This is a genomic window from Thermodesulfobacteriota bacterium, assembly GCA_040755095.1.
Lineage (GTDB): Bacteria > Desulfobacterota > Desulfobulbia > Desulfobulbales > JBFMBH01 > JBFMBH01.
In genome coordinates, this window is sequence record JBFMBH010000133.1 from 4949 (window position 1) to 12045 (window position 7097).

Here is a 7097-nt window from a genome sequence, read left to right on the forward strand (position 1 = left end):
GCATGAACTTACGGCTCCAGGGTGCGGATCAGGAGACCTTGAATGGGTAGGCGTTCACGGCCAGGTACAGGAGGTCCGGCTGATCGGGGTCGAAGGCCACATCACCATTGGTGAAGGGCTCGCCAATCACGGTCTCGACCCCTGGATCCAGGGCCTGCCACGTGGCGCCGCCATCCGTGGTGCGGAAGAAATCGTGGGGCTCCGTGGCCGACGGTCGCACCACCGCCAGGCAATGGTCGCCGCGATACGGGTCGGCAGCCAGGAGCAGGACATCCTGGCCCTGGAGCTCGGCCACCGCTGTCCAGGTGGCGCCGGCGTCCTCGGACCAGAACAGGCCGGCGGCCCGGCCGCTGAGGCCTGCCACCACCCGGCTGCGGTCCCCCAGATCCAGCACCGCGACCACCGAATCGCCGAAGGTCAAGGCGGTGGACTGCCAGCCGCCGCCGGCATCCCGGGAGGTCCAGACCCCGGCCTCATCCGCCGAGTCCGTATAGAGGAGGGAGGAGTCGTGGGGGTCCACCACCACGGCCTTGCGGTCGCCGCCGTACGGGCCAAAGCCACCCCGCCAACTCGCCTCCGCCGGGGCCAGGTCCAACAGCGCCGCCAGAGCCAAAGCGGCCAGGAACGAAGCGACAGCACCGTGCATCTGCCTACCCCTCCTCGATATAGCCCAGGCTCTTGAGGCGCTCGATGAGCGCCTCCTTCTCTTCGGGAGTCACCGCGGCCCCCTTTTTGAGGGCCGGACCCTGGCCGGCAGCCCCGCCGCTTGCGGCCGGTAGCGCACCCGCCAGTTGGGGAAAGACCTCGGCCAGCACCCGGCCGTCCATGTGGGCCGGCACCGGCTCGCCCAGGAGGGCGAGGATGGTGGGGGCGAGATCAATGATCCGGGCCTGGACCCCGGCCTGGGGCGCCACGCCCGGGCCATGGGCCAGGAAGATCCCCTCCAGCCGGTGGGTGCCGGTGTGGGGATAGTCCGAGGCGTCCACCATCAGACGATCGCCGAAGATCGTCTCCCCCTGATCAATGCCCTTCTTGGTGAAGCAGGCATAATCCTGCCAGACGATGACCAGATCCGGCGCCTGGTCCAGGCAGGGGCCGTGGTAGAGCTCGTGCCGGCGCCGTACCGCCGCCACCAGGGGCTGGCCGCTGGCCGGGTCGGTGAGGGTGGCGAGCCGGTCCATGATCTCCCGGCAGACCCGATCATAGTCGGCCGGTGGGACGATGCCTTCGGGCTCCCGGCCCTGGAGGTTCAGGCGGATGTTGCCGTACATGCCGCTGGCATAGGCCCGGGTTTGTGACCAGTCGACCCCGGAGCGGAGGATGGCGCGGTCAAGACGGTTCTTCACGCCAGGAAGCCCGGCCCGCAGGGCCTTGCGCAGCCCGGTAGGCAGCAGACGGCGCAGGGCGGACTTGGCGCGGCGGGCCAGGCTGCCGGCGCCGGCGGCCGCTGGCCGGGCCAGGAAGCCCTCCCGGGCCAGCCAGTTGTCCAGGTAGACCAGGTGGCGGATCGGGCCGGCGCCGTGGTCGGACATGACCAGGACCGTGACGTCCGGCGGTAGTGCTGCCAGAAAGCGGCCCAGCTGGCGGTCCACCTCGGCGTAAACCCCTTCGATGATGGCCTGGCCCTCGGGGTGCTGCCAGAAGACGTGTTGGGCGTGGTCCGTGGAGGTAAAGACAATGACAAAGAGGTCCCAGGGCTGGCGGTCCAGAAGATAGAGCCCGGTGTCGCCCCGGTGGCGCACCGTGTCGCGGATCGTCTGCAGATAGCGCTCCAGATCCAGCCGCTGGCCGATGGGGAAGGTCCAGTCCAGCCGGTAGGGGCCGAAGCGGGCGGTCAGCTCGTCGTAAAGGGCCTCCGGATGGAAGATGGCCCGCTCCACCCTGGGGGCGTCGAAGCCCGGGATCATGATCCCGTGGATCTCCTCCGGCGGGTAGGTGAAGGGGACGTTGACCACCGTGGCCGGCCGGCCGGCGGCGGACAGCAGGCTCCAGACCGCCGGCGCCGCCCGGTCGCCGGCGGTGTTCAGCCGCGGCCGGCCGCCCTCCAGACGAGCGAAGTCGAAGATGCCGTGCTTGCCGGCATTGACCCCGGTGGCGAAGCTGGACCACGCCATGGGGGTGATGGGCTGAACGGTGGACTCGAGGTCACCGTGGGCGCCCTCGGCTAAGAGGCGGCCCAGCACCGGCAGGCGGCCGGCAGCCACCGCCGGCCGGATGACGCTGAAGGTGCCGCCGTCGATGCCGAAGACGAAGACCCGGTTCTTCATTGCCCCTTGCCCCTGCCGGCTGCCGCCAGGATCTCCTCCTGGAGGGCCACGTAGGCCCGGGCCATCCGCGCCCAGTCGTAGTCGGTGGCCGCCAGCGCCAGGGCGTTGTCGGCCAGCCGCCGCCGCAAGGCCGGGTTGGTGATGAGAGTCGCCATGGCCGCGGCGATGGCGGCCGGATCCTGGTCATCCACCACCAGGCCGCACTGCCGCTCCCGGATCACCCGGCCCAGGCCGCCGATGTCGGTCATGATCACCGGCACGCCGTTGGCCAGGGAGTCGAAGTACTTTCTCGGGGTGATGTTCCGGAACCAGGGGCTCCGGGGATAGATGAGAAGGGAGACATCGATGGCCCGGTAGAGATCGGGCATCTGCTCGGCCGGATAGGCGCCGGCGAGCTGCACCGCCTCCCGGACCGGCGCCACCAGCCGGCTGAAGGCCTCCTGGTAGCGGTCCACCACCCGGCCCCCCACCAGGAAGCGCGTCGCCGGGTGACGTTCCAGCACCTGGGTCAGGGCGGCGAAGCTGGCCTCGAAGCCGGTGTCCGGGTAGATGGTGCCCAGCCGGCCGAAGGTCACGGCGGCGCGGCTCCACTTCTCTTCGGGAATGGCGGCCACCCGCAGGTGGGGCAGGGGGTAGTTCCCGGCCAGGAGCACCCGGCGGGCGCCCAATTGGCGGCACTTGTCCACCTGATAATCGTTGGTGACGCTCACCCCGTCCACCGCGCGGATCAGGCGGTGCTCGATGGCGGTGACCAGCTTGAGGGCAAAGGCCCAGCGCTCCGGCCACAGGGCGTAGTAGTTGGGCTCGTGGGCCTCGTAGAGCACCGGCCGGCCCAGGGCGCGGCGGGCCAGCACCCCCAGAGGCAGGATATCGAGGTTGTGGCAGTGGAGAAGGTCGTACGGGTGGCGGCGCAGCCAGGCCAGGGCCTGGCGCCAGAAGCGCAGCAGGGGCAGGAGCTGGGCCAGCGGCCCGCGCATCTCGCCGGTGGGGACCGGGATGCGGATGATCTCGATGCCGTCTCGCTCCTCCCGCTTCGGATGGTGTCCGTCCCGGTCACAGGCCAGGACGGTCACGGCAAAGCCGGCCTCGGCCAGGATGCGGGCCTGGCCGGCCAGGCGGGGATACCGCCCCTGGTGGGGAAGAAAGGTCTGGTAGATGACCTTGACGATGCGTCTGGACACGCTCCTCCGGGACGCCGGCGACGGCGGCTCCTGCCGCTTGGGCGCCGGCGGACAAGGCTCCCCATCCTAGCACAGCCGCAAAAGCCCGGCAAGGAAGCGCGTGGCCGGGGGCGGCTCCTCGCCCCTTGGCAAGCCGCGAGCAATCTGCTAGAGATAGCTCATTGCCCTGTGACCGCAGGCCCCCTTCTCGCCAGGAGGGTCCATGGCCTGCGAGGAGAGACCGATGCTGGCGCCCCGGGCCCCGCTTTACCATATTCGCTACGACTTCCATCTGCCGGAGCGGAAGCGGGATTGCCGTTTCGACCTCACCTTCGACGGCGCCACCACCGCCCTCCGCATGCCGAGCGTCAGCCCGCCGCCTGCCTGGACCGAGCTGGCCGTCCACCAGTGCGGCTGCTGCTCCTTGGATCCGGCTGAAACCAGCCACTGCCCCATTGCCGTCAACCTGGCCTCCCTCCTGGAGGCCTTCCGGGATACCCCCTCCAGCGGCACCTGTCGGGTCAAGTGCCGGGTACCGGAGCGCAGCTACAGCAAGAACACCTCCCTGCAGGAGGGGCTCTACTCCATCTTCGGCGTGATCATGGCCACCTCGGACTGCCCGGTCATGGGCTTTCTCCGGCCGGTGGCCCGCTACCACCTGCCCTTTGCCAGCGTCGAGGAGACGGCGGCCCGGGTCGCGGCCATTTACTTGTTGCAGGAGTACTTTGCCTGGCGCCGCGGCCGGCGGCCGGATCTGGATCTCAAGAAGCTGGAGATCCACTACCGCCGGGTCCAGACGGTCAACGCCGGCATCCTGGCGCGGATCAAGTCGGTGGGCGACCGGGAGGCGGGCCGCAACGCATTGGTGCTGCTGCACTTCCTGGCCCAGATGCTGACCCTCGAGCTGCGCACCGAGCTGACCAGCCTGGCACCCTACTTCGCCCTGGGATCGTTTGCCCCGGCGCGGCCGGACGGGGCCCTCGCCCGGTAGGGCCGCCCCGTCCGGTCTCCCCCCATGACAGTTGCCTTTAAGCCCCTGGCGCTCGGCCATCGACTGGCCATCGAGGCCTGTCTCGCCACCGCCGTTCTCGGCATCTCCGAGATGACCTTCACCAACCTCTTTGCCTGGCGCCATCAGTACCAGCCGCACATCGCCTGGCTGGGGGAGCATCTGCTGGTGCGCATTCGGGCTCAGGGCCAGGAGGCCCTGCTGCCACCGGCCGGGCCCACCCTGGAGCCGGAGGTGTACCGGGCGGCAGCCGCCCTCCTGGCGGCAGAGGGGCGGCCACCCGTCTTCGAGCGGGTGCCGGCTCCCCACGCCGAGGTGCTGGCCGACCAGGGCTTCCAGGCAACACCCTGCCGCGAGCACTTCGACTACCTGTACCGCCGTCACGATCTGGCCGAGCTGCCCGGGCGGCGCTTCATGGACAAGCGCAACCACATCCACATTTTCAGCCGCGAGAACGCCTACCGCTTCCGGACCATGACTCCGGCCGATCTGCCCGCCTGCCGCCAGCTTCTCGACGCCTGGTGCAGCCTGAAGGGCTGCGCGGACGATCTGGGTCTCGCCAACGAGGAGCGGGCGATCCGGGAGACCCTTGCCCATTTCCAGGACCTGACCGTGACCGGCGGCGTGATCGAGGTGGCCGGCCGGGTCGAGGCCTTCAGCCTGGGCGAGCCTCTGAGCCCCGATACGGTGGTCATCCATTTCGAGAAGGCCAATCCCGCCTTCCGCGGCCTGTACCAGACCATCAACCGGGATTTCTGCCGGGAGGCCTGGTCCGAGTATGCCTTCGTCAACCGGGAGCAGGATCTGGGCCTTGCCGGCCTGCGGCAGGCCAAGGAGTCCTACAACCCGGTGGCCCTGGTGGCCAAATACCGGGTGCAGCCGGGCTGACGAATCGAATATCGAATATCGAACAAGGAATGTCCAACCGCGGAAGGGACCGGCAGGACTGATCCGAAAGGGCAACGACCGGTCTCTTCTACCACCTTGCCGGCCGTCGTGGCGGTCCGCGCTTATCGACCTGGCCCGCCGGCCGGATGAGGACCTCAAGGGCGAGGTTCTCGTCCGTTCGTTTCTCCTGGTCACCAGGCACATCATTGCCGAGGATCTTGGCGAACGGTTGCCAGACATCCTGGCTCTGCTCCGGGATCTGGCCTGCTCCAAGACCGGACTGCAGTATGTGCGGTTGCGGGCCGCCCATCCAGAGCGACCGCTGCCGGTGCTCGAGGGCTCCACGCCCCAGGCCGAGGATGCGGCTGGCCAGGAGCGCCCCCAGGATCAGGGCAGCAGCCAGGGGGAAGAAACGGACGCCATGGCGGCCGCAGGAGGGAATGTTGAGGAGCCGCACCTCGCCCTGGAGCAGGGTGGGCGGGGCGGGCTGGTTGCGGGGCACCGCCAACAAGGGGCCGGTGAGCTGCTTCCGGCCGGTGGCGTCGATGATGGCCGAAACACCGGTGTTGGTGGCGCGGACCAGATCGCGCCTGGTCTCGATGGCCCGGAAGGAGGCCAGGGCCAGGTGTTGGACCGGGGCGCTGCTGGCACCGAACCAGGCGTCGCTGGCCAGGGAGACCAGGAGGTTGGGGCGAAGACGGGCAAGGCGCTGCGCAAGAAGGCTGTCCAGGTCCTCGGCGCAGATCATGGCGCCGATGGCCACGTCCCCGTCCTGGAGCAGGGTTAGCGCCGGACCGGGGGTGATGGCCGGCCAATCCGGCAGCCGGGTGCGCAGGCGCTTCGCCCAGTCCGGGAAGCGGCTGGCCAGGGGGATGGCCTCGGCAAAGGGCACCAGCCGGGTCTTGTCGTAGCGGCCGGCCAGACGGCGGTCGTCGGCGAAGAGGAGGGCGCTGTTGCAGACCGTCGTGCCGCCGAACTGGTGGGTAAGGGCGCCCAGGAGCAGCCGGCCGCGGACCCCGGGCCGCAGCTCCCAGGGGTGGCCGGCCGCAAATTCCCGGGTCAGGGTGCGGTCGAAAAGGAGCGGCCAGGCGGATTCCGGCCAGAGGATGAGATCAACGCCGCGGCGGCCCAGCTCCTGGGTGGCGGCACGCAGGGCGGCGATGAAGCGCTCGTTGTGGAGCCGGCGCTCCTGGGCGGCCACCACCCCGAAGTTGGGCTGGACGATGCCGCAGGACAGGCGCGGCGCCTGGAGTCGCCGCTGCTCCACCTGCCAGGCCCGGCCCCAGCCGAGGGCAGTGAGGGCCAGGCAGAGAACCGCTGCCCGGCGGCTGGCCGGCGGCAGGGACCGCCGCTCCAGGAGAGAGACCAGCAGGCTGCCCAGAGTGAGGTTGACGAGGACGAGGAGAGCAGCCACCGCCGGCGGCCCGCCCAGCTCCGCCGTCTGGGCCAGGGGTCGGACCTGCCAGAGGACGATGGCCAGGGAGGTCTTGAAGAAGAAGGGCAGGAGGGCCTCGGCCAGGCCAAGGCACAAGGGGCCGACCAGGAGCGGCGGGAGCTGGTAGCGCTGGCCGAGGAATGCGGTGCTGGCTGCCGCCAGGCCGTAGGGCAAGGCCTGGTAGCCGGCGAAGAGCGCGGCCAGAGCCACGGCGGCGACCGGGCCGAGGCCGGCAAACTCCCGGCCCAGGGCCACCCACCACCAGGTGCCGGCCAGGAACATGGCGAAGCCCGCCAGCCAGGCCAGGCCGGCGGCGGTCAGGGGCGTAGCCCGGCGCA

General features: G+C 70.1%; 6 protein-coding genes. 2 read left to right on the forward strand and 4 right to left on the reverse strand.

The annotated features are described in order from the left end of the window. Window positions 1–28: 28 nt before the first annotated feature. The 3 genes from AB1634_16125 to AB1634_16135 are packed head-to-tail and all read right to left on the reverse strand — an operon-like array spanning window position 29 to window position 3448. Window positions 29–646, reverse strand: coding sequence for a hypothetical protein (locus AB1634_16125; protein MEW6221041.1), 618 nt, complete (start codon window positions 644–646; stop codon window positions 29–31). 4 nt (window positions 647–650) lie between these two features. Beyond that, on the reverse strand, window positions 651–2267 hold the full coding sequence (locus AB1634_16130; GenBank protein MEW6221042.1) for an alkaline phosphatase family protein: 1617 nt from the start codon (window positions 2265–2267) through the stop codon (window positions 651–653). Continuing rightward, entirely contained in the window at window positions 2264–3448 is a 1185-nt protein-coding gene (locus tag AB1634_16135; protein MEW6221043.1) for a glycosyltransferase, read from the reverse strand. The genes AB1634_16130 and AB1634_16135 overlap by 4 nt, the downstream gene beginning before the upstream one ends. Window positions 3449–3671: 223 nt before the next feature. On the opposite strand from AB1634_16135, the gene AB1634_16140 reads away from it, so the two are divergent. Next, window positions 3672–4418, forward strand: a complete 747-nt coding sequence (locus AB1634_16140) for a hypothetical protein (protein MEW6221044.1) — start codon at window positions 3672–3674, stop codon at window positions 4416–4418. 24 nt (window positions 4419–4442) lie between these two features. After that, window positions 4443–5324 carry a phosphatidylglycerol lysyltransferase domain-containing protein gene (locus tag AB1634_16145; GenBank protein MEW6221045.1) on the forward strand — a complete coding sequence of 294 codons (882 nt, stop codon included), beginning with the start codon at window positions 4443–4445 and terminating at the stop codon, window positions 5322–5324. 88 nt (window positions 5325–5412) lie between these two features. Here AB1634_16145 and lnt read toward each other — a convergent pair. Beyond that, the coding region (gene lnt, locus AB1634_16150; GenBank protein ID MEW6221046.1) for an apolipoprotein N-acyltransferase at window positions 5413–7097 on the reverse strand (1685 nt) is incomplete at its 5' end.